General features: G+C 62.7%; 17 protein-coding genes and 1 pseudogene. 10 read left to right on the forward strand and 8 right to left on the reverse strand.

Going from position 1 to position 16617, the window contains the following annotated elements:
* Positions 1-78: 78 nt before the first annotated feature.
* Entirely contained in the window at positions 79-1833 is a 1755-nt protein-coding gene (locus ACPPVP_RS01115; protein WP_426530488.1) for a recombinase family protein, read from the reverse strand.
* 77 nt (positions 1834-1910) lie between these two features.
* On the opposite strand from ACPPVP_RS01115, the pseudogene ACPPVP_RS01120 reads away from it, so the two are divergent.
* The 9 genes and pseudogenes from ACPPVP_RS01120 to ACPPVP_RS01160 all read left to right on the forward strand — a co-directional run.
* Positions 1911-2819: pseudogene (locus tag ACPPVP_RS01120) on the forward strand (YifB family Mg chelatase-like AAA ATPase); the annotation flags it as partial.
* Positions 2820-3166: 347 nt separating this feature from the next.
* Positions 3167-3370, forward strand: coding sequence for a nitrate reductase (locus ACPPVP_RS01125; RefSeq protein ID WP_426530490.1), 204 nt, complete (start codon positions 3167-3169; stop codon positions 3368-3370).
* 5 nt (positions 3371-3375) lie between these two features.
* Positions 3376-3657 carry a 4Fe-4S dicluster domain-containing protein gene (locus ACPPVP_RS01130; RefSeq protein WP_426530492.1) on the forward strand — a complete coding sequence of 94 codons (282 nt, stop codon included), beginning with the start codon at positions 3376-3378 and terminating at the stop codon, positions 3655-3657.
* Complete coding sequence (locus tag ACPPVP_RS01135) at positions 3654-3917, forward strand: chaperone NapD (protein WP_426530494.1); 264 nt, start codon at positions 3654-3656, stop codon at positions 3915-3917. The genes ACPPVP_RS01130 and ACPPVP_RS01135 overlap by 4 nt, the downstream gene beginning before the upstream one ends.
* Positions 3918-3920: 3 nt before the next feature.
* Positions 3921-6416, forward strand: a complete 2496-nt coding sequence (gene napA, locus ACPPVP_RS01140; RefSeq protein WP_426530496.1) for a periplasmic nitrate reductase subunit alpha — start codon at positions 3921-3923, stop codon at positions 6414-6416.
* Positions 6389-6898, forward strand: a complete 510-nt coding sequence (locus tag ACPPVP_RS01145) for a nitrate reductase cytochrome c-type subunit (RefSeq protein WP_426530498.1) — start codon at positions 6389-6391, stop codon at positions 6896-6898. Before napA ends, ACPPVP_RS01145 begins: the two co-directional genes overlap by 28 nt.
* A gap of 9 nt (positions 6899-6907) precedes the next feature.
* Positions 6908-7600 carry a cytochrome c3 family protein gene (locus ACPPVP_RS01150; protein WP_426530500.1) on the forward strand — a complete coding sequence of 231 codons (693 nt, stop codon included), beginning with the start codon at positions 6908-6910 and terminating at the stop codon, positions 7598-7600.
* A gap of 487 nt (positions 7601-8087) precedes the next feature.
* Positions 8088-8555 carry a hypothetical protein gene (locus ACPPVP_RS01155; RefSeq protein ID WP_426530502.1) on the forward strand — a complete coding sequence of 156 codons (468 nt, stop codon included), beginning with the start codon at positions 8088-8090 and terminating at the stop codon, positions 8553-8555.
* A gap of 200 nt (positions 8556-8755) precedes the next feature.
* Entirely contained in the window at positions 8756-10990 is a 2235-nt protein-coding gene (locus ACPPVP_RS01160; protein ID WP_426530504.1) for an ATP-binding protein, read from the forward strand.
* Between the two features lie 154 nt (positions 10991-11144).
* On the opposite strand, the gene coaA is transcribed toward ACPPVP_RS01160, so the two are convergent.
* From coaA to hisB, 7 genes are all read right to left on the reverse strand, one after another.
* Entirely contained in the window at positions 11145-12101 is a 957-nt protein-coding gene (gene coaA, locus ACPPVP_RS01165; protein ID WP_426530506.1) for a type I pantothenate kinase, read from the reverse strand.
* Positions 12102-12116: 15 nt separating this feature from the next.
* Positions 12117-12440: a phosphoribosyl-ATP diphosphatase gene (locus tag ACPPVP_RS01170; protein ID WP_214488182.1), complete on the reverse strand. Its 324-nt coding sequence runs from the start codon at positions 12438-12440 to the stop codon at positions 12117-12119.
* An 83-nt stretch (positions 12441-12523) separates the two neighbouring features.
* A complete protein-coding gene (hisF, locus tag ACPPVP_RS01175) occupies positions 12524-13300 on the reverse strand; it encodes an imidazole glycerol phosphate synthase subunit HisF (protein ID WP_108520051.1) in 777 nt (258 codons plus the stop codon).
* Between the two features lie 10 nt (positions 13301-13310).
* Complete coding sequence (hisA, locus tag ACPPVP_RS01180; protein ID WP_426530509.1) at positions 13311-14060, reverse strand: 1-(5-phosphoribosyl)-5-[(5-phosphoribosylamino)methylideneamino]imidazole-4-carboxamide isomerase; 750 nt, start codon at positions 14058-14060, stop codon at positions 13311-13313.
* On the reverse strand, positions 14048-14698 hold the full coding sequence (gene hisH, locus ACPPVP_RS01185; RefSeq protein WP_426530511.1) for an imidazole glycerol phosphate synthase subunit HisH: 651 nt from the start codon (positions 14696-14698) through the stop codon (positions 14048-14050). The genes hisA and hisH overlap by 13 nt, the downstream gene beginning before the upstream one ends.
* Positions 14695-15228 carry a DUF2628 domain-containing protein gene (locus tag ACPPVP_RS01190; protein ID WP_426530513.1) on the reverse strand — a complete coding sequence of 178 codons (534 nt, stop codon included), beginning with the start codon at positions 15226-15228 and terminating at the stop codon, positions 14695-14697. The genes hisH and ACPPVP_RS01190 overlap by 4 nt, the downstream gene beginning before the upstream one ends.
* Positions 15229-15267: 39 nt before the next feature.
* A complete protein-coding gene (hisB, locus tag ACPPVP_RS01195; protein WP_426530515.1) occupies positions 15268-15861 on the reverse strand; it encodes an imidazoleglycerol-phosphate dehydratase HisB in 594 nt (197 codons plus the stop codon).
* A 190-nt stretch (positions 15862-16051) separates the two neighbouring features.
* On the opposite strand from hisB, the gene hslV reads away from it, so the two are divergent.
* On the forward strand, positions 16052-16603 hold the full coding sequence (gene hslV, locus ACPPVP_RS01200; RefSeq protein WP_426530517.1) for an ATP-dependent protease subunit HslV: 552 nt from the start codon (positions 16052-16054) through the stop codon (positions 16601-16603).
* Positions 16604-16617: the final 14 nt, after the last annotated feature.

Raw genomic sequence — 16617 nt, forward strand, 5'->3', positions numbered from 1 at the left:
TATTTTAGTCAGAGGCAAATGCACTCTCGGCGATTGATTATGTTTTGTCTCGAACCCGCTAAAACAGCATCAGTCAGGTCAGGTTCGGTCAGGGTTCGGCCGCAGCAGTTCAAAGCCAGAGCTTGGGGTGGCCAAGACTTGTTGTTCGAACTTTAGTGGGTCACCGTACGCTGGAAACACCGCTCGAACGGCTGCATCCCGAAATCCTACAACAAAGTAGCGACGCGACTGGTCGGGATAAGAGGCCAGTTGCTGCATGTGGGTCACAACGTCGTCGGTGTTTCCGCCGTTGAGCTCTAGTAGTTGCTCGACCCGGTTCATCATTGCGGGTCCTTCGCCTTGAGGGGCAATGAATAACGTTTCGACAAGCACTTTTAACCGAGATGCGATCTGGGCACGCACCTTGTAGATCTCATCCGAAGCGCGGTTCTGTAGCTTCCCCACTAGACTCCGTATATCTTCCCGGCTGGAATAAAAGCGCGAATCTCGCGCATTAAACTGTGATTGCTCCGCTTCTTTTGCTGTTAGCCGCTCTACTAAGTTTGCCTGCCGATCCGTAAGTTCCTTCAGTTTTCCGGCAATGAACTCGGTCGATGTGCCCGAGACCAACAGTTCGTAGGTTTTCTCCATCAACTGTCTCACTGACAACAATTCGCCCGATAGCCCCGCCCGTTCACCCTCAAGCCTTTTCCGCGTTTCAGCATCCTCGTCTGAGTTGATAATGCTCTCAAGATCGAGCTCTTCGACGAATGCTAGAAATGAAGCCTCGAAATCCTGATAACGCCACCGAGTTGCCGTGCAGCCTCGGCTGCGCTGCGCGTCGCCGCAAACGAGATAGCTGCCGCCCCGACTGCCCGATCCTTTATTCTCGAATGCGATTGTTGACTTGCAGTATGCGCAACGCGCCAAGCCGGTAAACAGGTTGGTGTAGCCGGGGCCCTTCCGACCCGCTCCGGCTCCGCCTGCTTTTCTTTGAGACCGCCCATGTTCGGCTTGGTAGAAAACCTGCTCGGTGATGATCGCTGGAAAGTAATTGGTGATCGGTTCTCCGTCCGGGACACGGTTTCCGTCTATCTTGATATGAGGCTGAAATTCTCCGAGCACTGCACGATTGACCAGAGTCTTAGCAACGTACGACCGGTGCCACCCGTTTTTTCCAACGAAGGCCGGCACGCCTGCCTTGTTGAGCCGCGTTGCGATTGAATACATGCCCAACCCGGAGGCCGAATCGTAGAATATTTGGCGGACGATATCCGCGCGATCTGGCATTAACTCATAGGTTCGCCGGTCAGCCGACAAACGGAGCCATGCGGGGCACCGAGCGGTCATCGGCTCACCCAGAGCGGCCCGCATTCGCTTTTGCTTCCAGGCGGCCCCAACCCTGAGACCCTTGGTTTTGGATTCTTCGTGGGCGCGCTCCATGATTACGAGGGAGGTGATCATGTCCACCAAGTTCGTCGTCTTACCGCTGTAGACGCGCCGATCTGTCAGCGTGACAAGATTGATCCCGGACTGAACAATGCTCAGAAACAAAGTGTGCGCCGGTAGGATTTCTTCGCGACTGAGCCGATCGAGCGATTCGACTATCAGGTAAGAGCCCTTTGCGATGGCTCCGGCTTTCACAGCGTTCAAGAACTGGCCTAAGGCACCATCTCGTGCGTTCACCCCCTTGTAGGCCGAGATGCCTATATCTTCGAGCTGGGCGTCGCCGGCGAGATCGAGGTCGAATTCGTCGGCATACTTTTGGGACGCTTCAAGCTGGCGTCGCCGGCTATCCCCCTTAAGTTGAAGGTCGGTCGACATTCGGAGGTAGGAGTACGCCTTGGGCTTCATGCCCGGGAGCTACTCCAAACCGGGTTAACTGTACATATCTTTTTAACATAGTAGACAATTAACCGCGGTTAATTAGTTATGACATTCTGATGATCGGCTCGCCCGGCGCGGGCAAGTCGATGCTGGCGGCGCGGCTGCCATCGATCCTGCCGCCGCTGTCTCCGTCAGAACTTCTGGAAGTGTCGATGATCGCCTCCGTCGCCGGCGAAATCCGCGACGGCGCCTTGACCGCGCGCCGGCCGTTCCGCAGCCCGCATCATTCCGCCAGCATGGCGGCGCTGACCGGCGGCGGCCTGCGCGCAAAGCCCGGCGAGATTTCGCTGGCGCATCAGGGCGTGCTGTTCCTCGACGAGTTGCCGGAGTTCGATGCGCGCGTTCTGGACTCGCTGCGCCAGCCGCTGGAAAACGGCGAGGTCTCGGTCAGCAGGGCCAATCACCGCGTCACCTATCCGGCCCGCTTCATGCTGGTCGCGGCAATGAATCCGTGCCGCTGCGGCCACGCCTATGAGCCCGGCTATTCCTGCAAGCGCGCGCCGCTCGATCGCTGCACATCGGATTACCAGATGCGCATCTCAGGTCCCTTGATGGATCGCATCGATCTGCGCATCGAGGTGCCGGCGGTGACCGCCGCCGACCTGATCCTGCCGCCGCCTTCCGAAGGCTCGGCCGAAGTCGCCGCCCGCGTTGCAGCCGCCCGCAACCTCCAGCTCGCGCGCTACACGGCTGCCGGCATGCCGCATGTCCGCACCAATGCCGAAGCGCCGGCCTCGCTTTTGGAAACGATCGCGCAGCCGGATTCGCAGGGGCAGAAGCTACTGCGCGATGCCGCCGAAACCATGAAGCTCACGGCGCGCGGCTATCACCGCGTGCTGCGTGTCGCGCGCACGCTCGCCGACCTCGACGGCGCGGAAAAGATCGGTCGGTTGCATCTGGCAGAAGCGCTGTCCTATCGCGCACTGGCGGAAGATCTTCGGCGCGCGGCGTAGAGCTTGATCCGGACCCGAAGGACTCATTTGCGTAAAGTGTGAAGCGATTTTCCCTCGGGACAAACGCGATGCGTTTACCCAGAAACTGGTGCGTCGCACTGTCGCTTTGCTTGCGCTGGGCGGCGAAAATAATATCGAATTATCAAAGCCCCGTGCCCGTCGCGTTTGATCCAGATCAATGAAGGGCTTGGCGGGCAGCCGCTATGCTGCCCACGCGCAATGACATTTCCTGCAATGGAGCAGGTATGGCGCATTCCGTCCGATTGCAGATGACAGGTTGACTGGTACCGCACGGGAGCGTGCGGCCGGCTCAACGCTGTTCGACTTTGAAAGTGGCAGGTCGTTATATGGGCGACACGTCAAGTAAACAGGATGCGCAGCCGACGCATGAGTCCGCATTTGGGACCGGCCGGCGTGCGGAATTTTTCGTATTCGCCATCATCGCCGCTTTCATCTGGCCGATCGTCGCCGTTGGCGTGGTCGGCGGCTATGGCTTTCTGATCTGGATGACCCAGATGGTTCTGGGTCCTCCCGGCCCTCCGGGAGGATGAGCGCCATGGAAAGCTTGGGCCCCTCGCGCCGCGCGCTGTTTCGCGGTCAGCTGCTCTCCAGGCCGGTCGCCATCATCAACGGCGACTGTCTCGCCGAAGCCGGCATCGTCTGCCGCTCCTGCGGCGATGCGTGTGCTGCTTCAGCCATTCGTTTCCAGCCCCGCATTGGATTGCCGCCGCAGGCCATCGTCAACGAATCCACCTGCACCGGTTGCGGCGATTGCGTCGCTGCGTGCCCGGGCGCGGCCATCGCACTGGGCGCCGCGCGTCGTGGAGACGTTTCATGACGGCGGAAGCCACCATTCACATCTCGAGTGCGGTCGTATCGGTATTGCCGGACCACCGGGACCAGGTGTTGCGCATGCTCGCCGCGATGCCCGCCGTTGAGACACATCAACGCGACGCGTCAAAGATCGTGATCGTCATGGAGGCGACCGAGAGCGGAATTCTCGGCGGTCGTCTCGCCGAAATCGCAACCTGGCAAGGCGTCCTGTCGGCCAACATGGTGTTCGAGCAGGTCGATGGGCCCGTCGAGATCGGAGACTAGAACATGTCACTCTCGCGACGCGAATTATTGAAGGCCCAGGCCGCCGCGGTCGCCGCGGCAGCCGCCGGCATGACGGCGCCGGCAAACGCGCAGCCCGTGCAAGGCGGCGCCGGATCGCTGGAAATCAAATGGTCGAAGGCGCCGTGCCGGTTCTGCGGCACCGGCTGCGGGGTGATGGTCGGCGTCAAGGAAGGCAAGGTGGTTGCGACCCACGGCGACACCCTCGCCGAGGTCAATCGCGGACTGAACTGCATCAAGGGATATTTCCTTTCCAAGATCATGTATGGCGGCGACCGCCTGACCACGCCGCTGCTGCGCAAGAAGGGCGGCGTGTTCGACAAGAACGGCGAACTGACGCCGGTGTCGTGGGACGAGGCCTTCGACGTGATGGCGGCCCGCGCCAAGGCGACACTGAAGGAAAAGGGCCCGACGGCGCTCGGCATGTTCGGCTCCGGACAATGGACGGTCTACGAGGGCTATGCCGCCACCAAGCTGATGCGGGCCGGCTTTCGCTCGAACAATCTCGATCCCAATGCCCGGCACTGCATGGCTTCAGCCGCGGTCGCCTTCATGCGGACCTTCGGCATGGACGAACCGATGGGCTGCTATGACGACTTCGAGGCGGCCGATGCCTTCGTGCTGTGGGGCTCGAACATGGCCGAGATGCATCCGATCCTGTGGACGCGGCTTACCGATCGGCGCCTGAGCCATCCGCATGTGAAGGTCGCGGTTCTCTCCACCTTTACCAACCGAAGCTCTGATCTCGCCGACATCCCGATGGTGTTCAAGCCGGGCACCGACCTGGCGATCCTGAACTACATCGCCAACCACATCATCACCACCGGACGGGTCAACCAGGATTTTGTGAAGAACCACACCACCTTCGTGAAGGGCACGGTGGACATCGGCTACGGATTGCGCCCGGACCATCCGCTCGAGGTCAAGGCCAAGGGCGCAGCGACCGCCGGCGCCACAGAGCCGATCGACTTCGAGGCCTATGCCGCCTTTGTAAAGGACTACACGCTCGAGAAAGTCTCCGAGCTCACCGGCGTCGAACGCGGCTTCCTGCAGGAGCTCGCCGAGCTCTATGCCGATCCGAAACGCAAGGTGATGTCGCTCTGGACCATGGGCTTCAACCAGCATGTGCGCGGCGTATGGGCCAACCAGCTGCTCTACAATCTGCATTTGCTGACGGGAAAGATCTCCGAACCCGGCAACTCGCCGTTCTCGCTGACCGGCCAGCCCTCCGCCTGCGGCACCGCGCGCGAGGTCGGCACCTTCGCGCATCGTTTGCCGGCCGACATGGTCGTGACCAACCCGGAGCACCGCAAGCACACCGAGGAAATCTGGCGCATCCCGCAGGGCATCATTCCGGAAAAGCCCGGCTATCACGCGGTCGAACAGGACCGGATGCTGAAAGACGGCAAGCTGAATTTTTACTGGATCCAGGTGAACAACAACCTGCAGGCGGCGCCGAACTCCTCCGGCGAGACCTATCCGGGTTACCGGAATCCAGCCAACTTCATCATCGTCTCGGACGCCTATCCGACCGTGACGGCAATGGCCGCCGATCTCGTTTTGCCGACGGCGATGTGGGTGGAGAAAGAAGGCGCCTATGGCAACGCCGAGCGCCGGACCCATGTCTGGCGGCAGCTCGTCAATGCGCCCGGAGAGGCCCGCTCCGACCTCTGGCAGCTGATGGAATTCTCGAAGCGCTTCACCACCGACGAGGTGTGGCCGGCGCAGATCCTGGACGCCAATCCCAATTATCGCGGCAAGACGCTGTTCGACGTTCTCTACCGTAACGGCAAGGTCGACAAATTCCCGGCCACCGAAGTGCCCGCCGAGTACGAAAACCGCGAGGCGAAAGCTTTCGGCTTCTACGTGCAAAAAGGACTGTTCGAGGAATACGCCGAGTTCGGGCGCGGCCATGGCCACGACCTGGCGGCGTTCGACACGCTGCAACAGGTGCGGGGAATGCGATGGCCTGTCGTCGACGGCAAGGAGACGAAGTGGCGCTATCGCGAAGGCCTCGATCCCTATGTCAAGGCGGGCAAGGGCGTGGAATTCTACGGCAACAAGGACGGCAAGGCGCGGATCATCGCCGTGCCCTACGAACCGCCAGCCGAATCCCCCGACAAGGAATTCGACGTCTGGCTGGTCACCGGCCGCGTGCTCGAACACTGGCACTCCGGCTCGATGACCATGCGGGTGCCGGAGCTTTACAAGGCGTTTCCCGGCGCCAGGGTCTTCATGCACCCGGAAGACGCGCGCGCCCGCGGCTTCAATGAGGGCGCAGAGGTCCGTGTGGTTTCCCGCCGCGGCGAGATCCGAAGCCGGATCGACACCAAGGGCCGCAACCGGATGCCGCGCGGCGTTGTCTTCGTTCCGTGGTTCGATGCCAGCCAACTGATCAACAAGGTGACGCTGGACGCAACCGATCCCATTTCCAAGCAGACGGACTTCAAGAAATGCGCGGTCAAGATCATTCCGGCCTGATGCGGTTTCGCTCATCCATTGCAGGCGCCCTGCTCGGTGGCATGCTGGTATTCGTCGGCGGCGCGATCTATGCGCAGAACGCGCCGCAGAACGTCCCTCAAGTCGTGCCGCGCGTCACCGGCGCCGCTTCACCGATGGGCGATATACCGGCGCCCGCTTTGGCGCGGCCGGTCATCGATGACAAGCGGTTGATGCGCAATTATCCGGAACAGCCGCCGATCATTCCGCATTCCATCGACAATTATCAGCTCACGCTCAAGGCCAATCGCTGCCTCGACTGTCACCGGCGCCAGTATACCGAGGGCTCCGGGGCGCCGATGATCAGCGTCACCCACTTCATGGACCGCGACGGTCAGGTTCTCGCCGACGTGACGCCCCGGCGCTACTTCTGCACCGCCTGCCACGTCCAGCAGACGGACGCGCAGCCGCTCGTTCCCAGCACGTTCAAGGATATGCTTCTCGTCGGCCCCGAGAAGAAGTGAGAAGGCGCAATGCAGCGGCTCAAGTCACTCCTGATCTGGTTCTGGCGCATCGCCAGCCGCCCCAGCGCGCATCTGAGCCTCGGTTTCCTCGCGTTGGGCGGCTTCATCTGCGGCGTCCTGTTCTGGGGCGCCTTCAACACCGCGCTCGAAGTCACCAATACCGAGAAGTTCTGCACCTCGTGCCACGAAATGCACAACAACGTGTTCCAGGAGCTGCAGCACACGCCGCACTTCACGAACCGCTCGGGAGTCCGCGCCAGTTGTCCGGACTGCCATGTCCCGCACAACTGGACCGACAAGATCGCCCGCAAGATGCAGGCCTCGAAGGAAGTCTGGGGCAAGATCTTCGGCACGATCGACACCCGGCAAAAATTTCAGGATCACCGGCTCGAACTCGCCAAGCATGAATGGGCGCGCCTGAAGGCCAACGATTCGCTGGAATGCCGCAACTGCCACTCCTCGGTGGCGATGGACTTCACCAAACAGACGCGGCGTGCGGCGGAAATCCACGGCAAGTTTCTGGTTACCGGGGAGAGGACCTGTATCGATTGTCACAAGGGCATCGCGCATGAACTGCCCGACATGACCGGCATCGAGCCGGGCTGGCGGGCGCCGCCGGAAATGCGGGACCGCCAGACCTTCCGCGACAATCCGCGCGACGAGCTGATGCGATACCTCGCAGCGACCGGATCGGAGCGGTAGCGCGTTCGGCTATTGCCGGCATCGTAGGGTGGGCAAAGGAGCGCTAGCGACGTGCCCACCATCCATCACCGAGCAAGCCGAGAGATGGTGGGCACGCTGCCGCTTTGCCCATCCGACGCACTACGAGCTGATTTGCTTTGCTCGCAAAGCGGACGCAACGCGCCGCGAGAATGCGCGAGTTCGTTCAGCCGTCATTGCGAGCGCAGCGAAGCAATCCACCTCTCCGCTTGCCGCGCTATGGATTGCTTCGCTTCGCTCGCAATGACGTCGAGAGAGCGGTGATTGAACCGCAGCGTGCTGAACACCTTGCATGTGACGGGTGCGGGGCCTCAGGCGGCTGCAACGCCGGATCGCTTCGCACCACTCGCACCAGGGATGCCGAACCACACAAAAACAACCGGCGTCAACACCTCGGTAACTAGTTTCCTTTACCGTCTGCCAACCATAAGCCCCCTGTCGCAGGCTTGTGCTGAGTGGGTCGCGTGTCATGTTGCGTTTGAAGGTCCTGGCCTCGGTTGTTCCGCTGGCGATTGTCGCTTTGTTCGCGCGCGGCGAGTTGTTACCCGGGCCTCGGGCCTGCATCGAGATCGCAGGCACGTCCGTCCAGATCGCCACCCTCTCCTGGCAGGCGCACCGCCACGTCAGTTTCACCAACGATCCCTCCCGCGCGACGGTGCGGGTCCAGATTTCCGACAACGCGGAAGCGGCCGACTTCACCGTGATCGACGACATCGACACGGTCGAGGCCGGCGCCTGCGAGAGCCACGCCACGCCGCGGCTGGTCGCGATCTCCCGCAATCCCTCGCCCTCCGATCCCGTGATCTATCTTTCCCGGGACGGGCCGGCCGACTACCGGATCTTCGTGTCCTCGAACAGCTTCTCGCTGCTCGATGCCGCAGCCCTGATCGTCGGCGCCCGCGGCGAGCGCCACCGCGTCAAAGCGGCATCGCTTTAAGGTTTGAGCATGGTCTTGTCGGAAAACCGGTTCCCACTTTTCCGGACCATGCTCGGTTAACACTTCATTCACCACGTTCTCATCGCGGCCCGCAACCGCGGTTAACCTCAAGCACTTTGCAAGTGTCGGCGACGCATCGTCTGTCAAAGACAAACGGCGGCCGCCGGCTTGGTTCAACAGCAATATCAGGGTCATTGGCGATGGGACGGACCTTCCGGATCAAACTTCGCTTTCGCCGTTTCGGTCGCCGCCATCCCTGGCTCACCTTCGCGCTTCGTTCCTTCATGATCTTCTCGGTCGTGTTCGGCGGCGCGTATGGATTCATCGCCGGAAGCAAAACGGAAAATTCCGGCTACGACCCGCACGCCTTTGCGATCGGCGTCGCTTTCCTGTTTGCAATCGCCTGCGTCGCGCTCGCCACTCTCAGTGTCCGGTTCCGCCTGCTGCGCAAGAAAATGCGCAAGGTCGCCCTGCATAATGAAGCGCTGGCCGACCGGAACTGGGAATTGCAGGAAGCCGAACAGCGCGCCCGCCGCCTGTTCGAATCGCAGGGCGATCTGATCGTGCTGCGCGACGCCGAGGGCCGCATCACCTATGCCAACGATGCCTATTGCGAACTCGCGCAAAGGCCGCGCGATGTGCTGATCGGCACCCGCTTCGTACTTGAAGTTCTCGAACAGGGCGACACCGCGCTCGAACCGAACGGCACCCGGGTTCACGACCAGCAGGTCTCAGGTCCGCTCGGCCCGCGTTGGATTGCATGGCGCGAAGGCTTCGTCCGCAACGACGCCGGGGGCCCGGCGGAAATGCAGAGCGTCGGCCGCGACGTCACCGATCGCACCGAAAGCGAGCGCGCGCTGGCAGAGGCCCGCGACCAGGCCGATGCGGCAAGCCGCGCCAAGTCGCGCTTCCTTGCGATGGCGAGCCATGAAATCCGCACGCCGCTCAACGGCATCATCGGCATGAGCGGCCTGTTGATGGATACGCCGCTGACGCCGGAACAGGCCACCTATGTCAAGGCGGTGAAGACGTCCGGCGACGCGCTGCTCTCGCTGATCGAGGAGCTGCTGGACTATTCCAAGATCGAGGCCGGCAAGATCGATCTCGAACATCGCCCGTTCGCGCTGTCGGGCATGATCGAGGACATCACCGAATTGCTGGCGCCGCGCGCGGAGGCCAAGAAAATCGAGATCGCCGCCTATGTCGACGAGCGGCTGCCGATGCACGTGATCGGCGACGCGGCGCGGTTGCGGCAGGTGCTGCTCAATCTCGCGGGCAACGCCATCAAGTTCACCTCGACCGGCGGCGTCGCCCTGATCGTCGAGCCCGGCATCTGGCCCAATGAAATCAGTTTCCTGGTGCGCGACACCGGCATCGGCATCCCGCCCGAGGCGCGCGAGCGAATCTTCCGCGAGTTCGAGCAGGCCGACGACAAGATCGCCCGCAGCTATGGCGGCACCGGACTTGGTTTGAGCATCTCCGACCGCATCGTCAAGCGCATGGGCGGCCGCATCACGCTGGAGAGTCAGCCGGGCGCCGGCTCGACATTCGAAGTGTCGATCCCGCTCACCGCCGCCGACGGCGAACAGACGTCCTTCGCAGTGCCCGACCTCTCCGGCCAGTCGATCATGCTGGTCTCGCCGCAGAGCATCGAGGCTTCGCTGACCTCGCGGCGGCTGCAGCGCTGGGGTGGACACACCTGCATGCTTTCCGATGCCGATGTCGCCGAGGCCCTGCTGCCTGAGCGGCCCTGGCACGCCGTGCTGATCGATCACACGCTGGGGCTGGCCGATATCGAACGGCTCGGTGAAGCCGCGCGGCTGCATGCCACGCAGCGTATCGTGATGTTCACGCCGGCGACGCGGCAGGAACTGCAGCCTTCCGCCACCTCCGCCCTTACCGGCTATCTGGTCAAGCCGTTGCGCGCGGCGTCACTCGCGGCGCGCCTGACGACTGCGCCTGAAGTGACCGCGCCGAGCCTGGAGCCGGCGATCGACCCGATCGAGACGCCGGCCGCACGGACGGTCAAGGGCCTGTCGATCCTGGTTGCCGAGGACAATCAGATCAACGCGCTGCTGATCCGCTCGCTGCTCGGCCGGCTCGGCCATGACACCGTCATCACCACCAACGGCTCCGAGGCGCTGGAATCCTGGCTGTCGGCGAAAGGCGCAGGCACCCCCTACGACCTCGTCCTGATGGACATCCAGATGCCGCAACTCAACGGCATCGAAACCACCAAGCGGATTCGCATCCTCGAGTCCGGTGAGCCGGGCAGCCGGACGCCGATCCTCGCGCTCACCGCCAACACGCTGGTGGAAGATCGCTACGCCTGCTTCGAGGCCGGCATGGATGGATTTTTGATCAAGCCGCTCGACCGCGAGAAACTAGCCGAGGCGCTCGCCGGCCTCATTGCGTCCCGCCACATCGCGGCGTGAGGTGAACTGGCCTTGTCGTTGCTGTCGTCCCTGCGAACGCAGGGCCCCATAACCACAGGACGTAGTGATAAGAAGAAAGTCGTTAGCTCGCCTGCCCAAAGGAAAGGCCGCGGCGTATGGGTCCCTGCGTTCGCAGGGACGACGTCCAAATAAATTACAGCCGCCGGAGCGCCACTGTCTCGACCAGGTGATCGGCGCGTTTTTTCAAAATCAGCGTCGCGCGCGGTCGGGTCGGCAAGATATTGTCCTCGAGATTGGCGAGGTTGGTGCGCTCCCAGATCGCGATCGCGGTCGCCGTGGCTTCCTCGTCCGACAAGACAGCGTAGCGATTGAAGTACGATTTGGGATCGGTGAACGCGGTGTCCCTGAGCGCAAGGAAGCGGCGCACATACCATTCGCGCAGCACCGACTCCTCGGCATCGATATAGACCGAGAAGTCGAAGAAGTCGGAAACCACGGGCACCGCCTTGCCGTCGCGCGGCAGCCGGCCGGTCTGCAGCACGTTGACACCCTCGACGATCAGGATGTCGGGACGGTCGACCTCGATCCACTGGTTCGGCACGATGTCGTAGACCAGATGCGAATAAACCGGCGCGCGCACCGGCCGGCGCCCGGCCTTGATGTCTGAAAGAAACGACAGCAGCGTCGGCAGATCGTAGCTCTCGGGAAAACCCTTTTTCTGCATCAGGCCCTGCCGCTCGAGCACGGCATTGGGAAACAGAAAGCCGTCTGTCGTCACCAGATCCACCTTCGGCCGCGGCGACCAGCGCGCCAGCAGCGCCTGCAACACACGCGCCGTGGTCGACTTGCCGCCGGCGACCGAACCTGCAATGCCGATGATATAAGGCACCTTGCGGTCGCGGATATCGAGGAACTGGCGCTGCGCCTGATAGAGGCGATGGGTGGCGTCGACATAGATCGACAGCAGACGCGACAGCGGCAGGTAGATGTCCTCCACCTCCTGCATGTCGAGACGATCATGCATCGAACGCAGCCGCTCGAATTCGCCGGGCTCGAGCGTCATCGGCGTGTCGTCGCGCAACCGCGCCCACTGTTCGCGCGTGAAGATACGGTAGGGATTGTATTGCTGTTCGGTGGTCCGGATATCCATGAACTGCCCCTTCCGCTAGTCGCGCTTGCGCGATGCCTTTTCCTCGAGCCCGGACATCGACGTCCGCTGCGCGAGCGCGGCCTCGACCTCGTCGAGCTTGACGCCGCGCGCCTTCAACAGCACCAGCAGGTGAAACAGCAGATCGGCGCTTTCGGCGATCAGATGGTCGCGATCGTTCTCGACCGCCGCGATCACGGTCTCGACCGCTTCCTCGCCAAGCTTCTTGGCGCAGTGCTCCGCGCCCTTGTCGAGCAATTTGCGGGTGTACGACGCCTCTCCTCCCGATGCGGCCCGTGCATCGATGGTGGCGGCCAGATCATGGATCGTGAAACGCGACATCAACTGAACTCAACACTCGCGCCCGGCCAAAGGCCGCGGCGCCGTCCCAGAACAGGACTTAGCACTTTTGTGACAGGGAGTCGTCACGGATCGAGCCGCATCGGCAGGCCGGCGCGCACCATGTGCTCCTTGGCTTGCCGTATGGTAAATTCGCCGAAATGGAATATCGAGGCGGCCAGCACCGCGGTGGCGTGGCCTTGCCTGATACCGTCGACCAGGTGGTCGAGATTGCCGACGCCGCCGGAGGCGATGACCGGTACGGGGACACTGTCGGCGATGGCCTGGGTCAGCGGCAGGTCGAACCCCTGCCGCGTGCCGTCGCGATCCATCGAGGTCAGCAGGATTTCGCCGGCGCCGAGCGAGACCACCTCCTGCGCGTATTCGATGGCGTCGATCCCGGTGGAATTGCGCCCGCCATGGGTGAAGATCTCCCAGCGCTCACCGCCACCGGCGCGCTTGACCCGCTTGGCGTCGATCGCGACCACGATGCACTGCTCGCCGAATTTTTCGGCCGCCTGCTTGACGAACTCGCGGTTGGAGACCGCGGCGGAATTGATCGAGACCTTGTCGGCGCCGTACCGCAGCAACGTCTTGATGTCGTCGATGGTGCGGACCCCGCCGCCAACCGTCAGCGGCATGAAGCAGGCCTCCGCCGTACGCCGCACGACATCCAGCATGGTGCCGCGATTTTCATGGGTGGCGGTAATGTCGAGGAAGCACAATTCGTCGGCACCGGCGGCGTCATATGCGATCGCCGCCTCGACGGGATCGCCGGCATCGCGCAGATCGACGAAGTTGACGCCCTTGACCACCCTTCCGTCTTTCACATCGAGACAGGGGATCACGCGAACCTTGAACATAAGAAGTCTCCTACGCCGCGGCGCGCGCGTTGCGGATCAGTGTCAACGCGGCAGCGGGATCGAGCCGGCCGTCATAAAGCGCGCGACCGGCAATGGCGCCGGCGAGCTTTTTGGCGCGCGGCTGCAGCAGCGCCTTGACGTCCTCGATGGAAGCAAAACCGCCGGAGGCGATCACGGGGATGGAGATACGCTCAGCCAGCGCGATCGTGGCATCGAGATTGAGGCCCTTCAAAAGGCCGTCGCGCGCGATGTCGGTAAAGATGATCGCGGCAACGCCGGCATCCTCGAACCGTTGCGCGATTTCGAGTGCGGTTACCTGCGAGGTCTCGGCCCAGCCTTCGACGGCGACCTTGCCGTCGCGCGCATCGAGGCCGACCGCGACGCGGCCGGGGAATTTTCTCGCTGCACTCTTCACGAGTTCAGGATCGCGCACCGCGGCCGTCCCGATAATCACGCGCGCGATGCCCTTGTCGAGCCAGGCTTCCACGGTCTTGAGGTCGCGAATGCCGCCGCCAAGCTGCACCGGCATGGTGACGGCCTTCAGCATCGCCTCCACCGCCAGCGCATTCATCGGCTTGCCGGCAAAGGCGCCGTCAAGATCGACGACGTGCAGATATTCGAACCCCTGCGCGGCGAAGGACCGCGCCTGCGCGGCGGGATCGAGGTTGAACACGGTCGCGCGCGCCATGTCGCCCTGTTCGAGGCGCACGCACTGGCCGTTTTTCAGGTCAACGGCAGGAAAGAGGATCACGGCTTCCACTTCAAAAAGTTCGAGATCAGGGCCAATCCAAAACGCTGGCTCTTCTCGGGGTGAAACTGCGTGCCGATCGCGGTGTCCTTGCCGACGATCGCCGTCACCGGCCCACCGTAATCGGCGCGCGCCAGCACATCCGCCTCGTTGGAGGCGTTGAGGTGATAGGAGTGCACGAAATAGGCATGGCGTCCCTTCGGCCCGAGCGGCAGCCGCTCCAGCACCGGGTGCTCGCGAATCATGTCGAGCGTGTTCCAGCCCATGTGCGGAATTTTCAGGTTTTCCTCGCGCGGCGAGATTTTTTCGACGTCGCCTGCGATCCAGTTGAAGCCCTCGGTGACGACATGCTCCTTGCCACGCGTCGCCATCAGCTGCATGCCGACGCAGATGCCGAAGAAAGGCCGCGCCTTGACGCGCACCGCTTCGGTCATCGCTTCCAGCATGCCGTTCACCGCGTCGAGACCCCTGCGGCAGTCGGCGAAGGCGCCGACGCCGGGCAGTACGATGCGATCGGCGCGGTACACGGCTTCGGGATCGCGCGTCACCATGATCTTCTGCGGATCCTGCATGCTCCGCGAGGCAAGCTCGAACGCTTTCGCCGCCGAGTGCAGATTGCCGGAGCCGTAATCGACGATCGCAACGCTCATCGCGGTCCTCCCGGTTCCGGAAACAGACCGATGATCCCGCCCTGCGGCAATGGCGGCGGTGGTTTGGAGAACGGCTGGCCCGGAATGTTGCGTGTCGGCGGCGGTGAGCCGCGATCGATCGCCCATTGGTCGTTGGTCAGGCCACGCTGCCGCGCAGTCCAGCGCTCGAAGAAACGATGCTCGGCCGCTTCCTCGTCGTCGGCGACGACGAGATCGAGCTGGCGCCATTTGCGCCGCGACAGGGTCCAGCGCCTTAAGCTGGCTGCTTCGAAGCCCATCAGGATGGCAATCAGCACGTCCACGGCGAAGATCGTGCCGCGGCTGGCGCCCAGCGCCGACATCCCGAACTGGATGGCAATCATCAGAACGATCCAGCCGATCAGCACCAGCCACAGCCGGTGCCACAACAGCCAGATCACGCTCGCGACCGCAGCCCAGAAATGGAAGCCGTCACGGACAAAGACGAACTTGTCGGTCGCCGCGAGATCGGCGCCGTTGGCTACGGGAGCATGCACTGTGTAGACCGGCATCGAGCCTCTCCGCCGCGAACGAAAAACGCAAACAAGAAATCAGCCGCCGAGCTGACCCTTGGTGGAAGGCACTTCACCCGCCGCGCTCGGATCGATCGCGACCGCGGCACGAAGCGCCCTCGCCAGACCCTTGAAGCAGGATTCGGCGATATGATGGCTGTTCTCGCCATATAGGGTCTCGACGTGCAAAGTCACGCCGGCGTTGATGGTGAAAGCGTTGAACCATTCGCGCACCAGCTCGGTATCGAAGGTGCCCACCTTGTCGCGCGGAAATTCGACCTTGAACACCAGAACCGGCCGGCCCGAAATATCGATCACGACGCGCGACAGCGTCTCGTCCATCGGCATGTGGATCGAAGCATAGCGGGTGATGCCGGCCATGGTGCCGAGCGCCTGCTTCACGGCCTGGCCGAGCGCAATGCCGACGTCCTCGGTGGTGTGGTGGTGGTCGACATGGAGGTCGCCATCGGCCTTCACTGATATATCGATGCGGGAATGCCGGGCCAAAAGATCGAGCATATGGTCGAAAAAGCCGATACCGGTCGAAACCTTGGACACGCCCGTGCCATCGAGGTTTACCGCGACCTCGATGTCGGTTTCCTTGGTCTTGCGCTTGATGGACGCCGTGCGCATGAAAACTGCTTCCCTTGGGCCGCCTGGGGGCCGAAAACGCGGCCCTTTTAACAGGCGGATGTTGCCTTCGCTACTGCGGGATGATGCTGAAAGAGCCGAACTTGGGCCTATGGTGAGCAAATCGCCGCTGGATCCCGCGATTGTAACCCTCCCCGCCAACCCCTAAATCTGACGGGAACGAGGACAATCCATGCAAGCATCTGAAAACAGCCTGCCGATCTGGCACGGCACCACGATTTTGACGGTCCGCAAGGGCGGCAAGGTGGTGATCGGCGGCGACGGCCAGGTCTCGATCGGCCAGACCGTCATCAAGGCCAACGCCAAAAAGGTCCGCAAAATCGGCAAGGGCGACGTGATCGGCGGCTTTGCCGGGGCCACCGCCGACGCCTTTACCCTGTTCGAGCGGCTGGAAAGCAAACTCGAGCAGTATCCCGGCCAATTGACCCGCGCGGCGGTCGAACTCGCCAAGGACTGGCGGACCGACCGTTATCTGCGCCGGCTGGAGGCGATGATGATCGTTGCCGACAAGGACGTCTCACTGGTCCTGACCGGCACCGGCGACGTGCTGGAGCCGGAATCGGGTGTGATGGCGATCGGCTCCGGCGGCAATTACGCGCTGGCCGCCGCCCGCGCGCTTGTTGACACCGACAAGGACGCCGAGACCATCGTGCGCCGCGCGCTCGATATCGCTGCCGACATCTGCGTCTACACCAACCGCAACGTCACGATCGAATCGCTCTGAAGGAGCCGCCGGTC

This window comes from Bradyrhizobium sp. McL0615 (assembly GCF_049993905.1).
Lineage (GTDB): Bacteria > Pseudomonadota > Alphaproteobacteria > Rhizobiales > Xanthobacteraceae > Bradyrhizobium.

What these genes read in the sequence shown, in the direction of transcription:
- ACPPVP_RS01115 (WP_426530488.1), bottom strand. Translation starts at nt 1,833, where the DNA reads ATGAAGCCCAAGGCGTACTCCTACCTCCGAATGTCGACCGACCTTCAA.
- ACPPVP_RS01125 (WP_426530490.1), top strand. Translation starts at nt 3,167, where the DNA reads ATGGGCGACACGTCAAGTAAACAGGATGCGCAGCCGACGCATGAGTCC.
- ACPPVP_RS01130 (WP_426530492.1), top strand. Translation starts at nt 3,376, where the DNA reads ATGGAAAGCTTGGGCCCCTCGCGCCGCGCGCTGTTTCGCGGTCAGCTG.
- ACPPVP_RS01135 (WP_426530494.1), top strand. Translation starts at nt 3,654, where the DNA reads ATGACGGCGGAAGCCACCATTCACATCTCGAGTGCGGTCGTATCGGTA.
- napA (WP_426530496.1), top strand. Translation starts at nt 3,921, where the DNA reads ATGTCACTCTCGCGACGCGAATTATTGAAGGCCCAGGCCGCCGCGGTC.
- ACPPVP_RS01145 (WP_426530498.1), top strand. Translation starts at nt 6,389, where the DNA reads ATGCGCGGTCAAGATCATTCCGGCCTGATGCGGTTTCGCTCATCCATT.
- ACPPVP_RS01150 (WP_426530500.1), top strand. Translation starts at nt 6,908, where the DNA reads ATGCAGCGGCTCAAGTCACTCCTGATCTGGTTCTGGCGCATCGCCAGC.
- ACPPVP_RS01155 (WP_426530502.1), top strand. Translation starts at nt 8,088, where the DNA reads ATGTTGCGTTTGAAGGTCCTGGCCTCGGTTGTTCCGCTGGCGATTGTC.
- ACPPVP_RS01160 (WP_426530504.1), top strand. Translation starts at nt 8,756, where the DNA reads ATGGGACGGACCTTCCGGATCAAACTTCGCTTTCGCCGTTTCGGTCGC.
- coaA (WP_426530506.1), bottom strand. Translation starts at nt 12,101, where the DNA reads ATGGATATCCGGACCACCGAACAGCAATACAATCCCTACCGTATCTTC.
- ACPPVP_RS01170 (WP_214488182.1), bottom strand. Translation starts at nt 12,440, where the DNA reads ATGTCGCGTTTCACGATCCATGATCTGGCCGCCACCATCGATGCACGG.
- hisF (WP_108520051.1), bottom strand. Translation starts at nt 13,300, where the DNA reads ATGTTCAAGGTTCGCGTGATCCCCTGTCTCGATGTGAAAGACGGAAGG.
- hisH (WP_426530511.1), bottom strand. Translation starts at nt 14,698, where the DNA reads ATGAGCGTTGCGATCGTCGATTACGGCTCCGGCAATCTGCACTCGGCG.
- ACPPVP_RS01190 (WP_426530513.1), bottom strand. Translation starts at nt 15,228, where the DNA reads ATGCCGGTCTACACAGTGCATGCTCCCGTAGCCAACGGCGCCGATCTC.
- hisB (WP_426530515.1), bottom strand. Translation starts at nt 15,861, where the DNA reads ATGCGCACGGCGTCCATCAAGCGCAAGACCAAGGAAACCGACATCGAG.
- hslV (WP_426530517.1), top strand. Translation starts at nt 16,052, where the DNA reads ATGCAAGCATCTGAAAACAGCCTGCCGATCTGGCACGGCACCACGATT.